Origin of the sequence: Bradyrhizobium sp. NBAIM08 (assembly GCF_020193935.1) — a bacterium.
GTDB lineage: Bacteria > Pseudomonadota > Alphaproteobacteria > Rhizobiales > Xanthobacteraceae > Bradyrhizobium > Bradyrhizobium yuanmingense.
Map to the genome: position 1 here is coordinate 1 of NZ_JADYVR010000371.1, position 446 is coordinate 446.

At 68.6% G+C, this 446-nt stretch carries 1 protein-coding gene; it reads left to right on the plus strand.

The features are described 5' to 3' along the window. The first annotated feature begins 81 nt into the window (after positions 1 to 81). The gene (locus tag I6F37_RS46450; protein WP_225154371.1) at positions 82 to 414 is read left to right on the plus strand and encodes a rhodanese-like domain-containing protein; all 333 of its coding nucleotides are present in this window, start codon (positions 82 to 84) and stop codon (positions 412 to 414) included. Positions 415 to 446: the final 32 nt, after the last annotated feature.

The following is a 446-nucleotide window of genomic DNA, read 5'->3' on the forward strand; positions in this document are numbered from 1 at the left end:
ACCCCCGGGGGTGTGTACGGTTGCGACGTTCGGATACCCCACCGGGTATCGGACCCACCTGACGGAAGGACGTCGAGACCGATGAGCAACCGCACCCCTGAGATCGACATCGAGCAGTTGGCCGCCGCACTCGGCGAGGGCGCTGCCCTCGTCGACGTGCGTGAGGCGAGGGAGTACGCCGACGGCCACGTCCCGGGCGCCAGCTCGATCCCGATGTCCGGATTGACCGCTTCCCTGGGCCAGCTGGACAAGACGCGCCCGGTGTACGTCGTGTGCGCTTCTGGAAACCGCAGCGCCGCAATGACGGACCTACTCGTAGCTAGCGGCTACGACGCCCACTCGGTGACCGGCGGCACGAGTGCATGGGCCGGTTCCGGACGACCGCTCGAGACCGGTGTCTCGCCACACCGCTGACGCGACCGCCACCGATCCCCGCAGACCTGGTC

Coding starts and splice junctions, on each gene's coding strand:
- I6F37_RS46450 (WP_225154371.1), top strand. CDS start 82: ATGAGCAACCGCACCCCTGAGATCGACATCGAGCAGTTGGCCGCCGCA.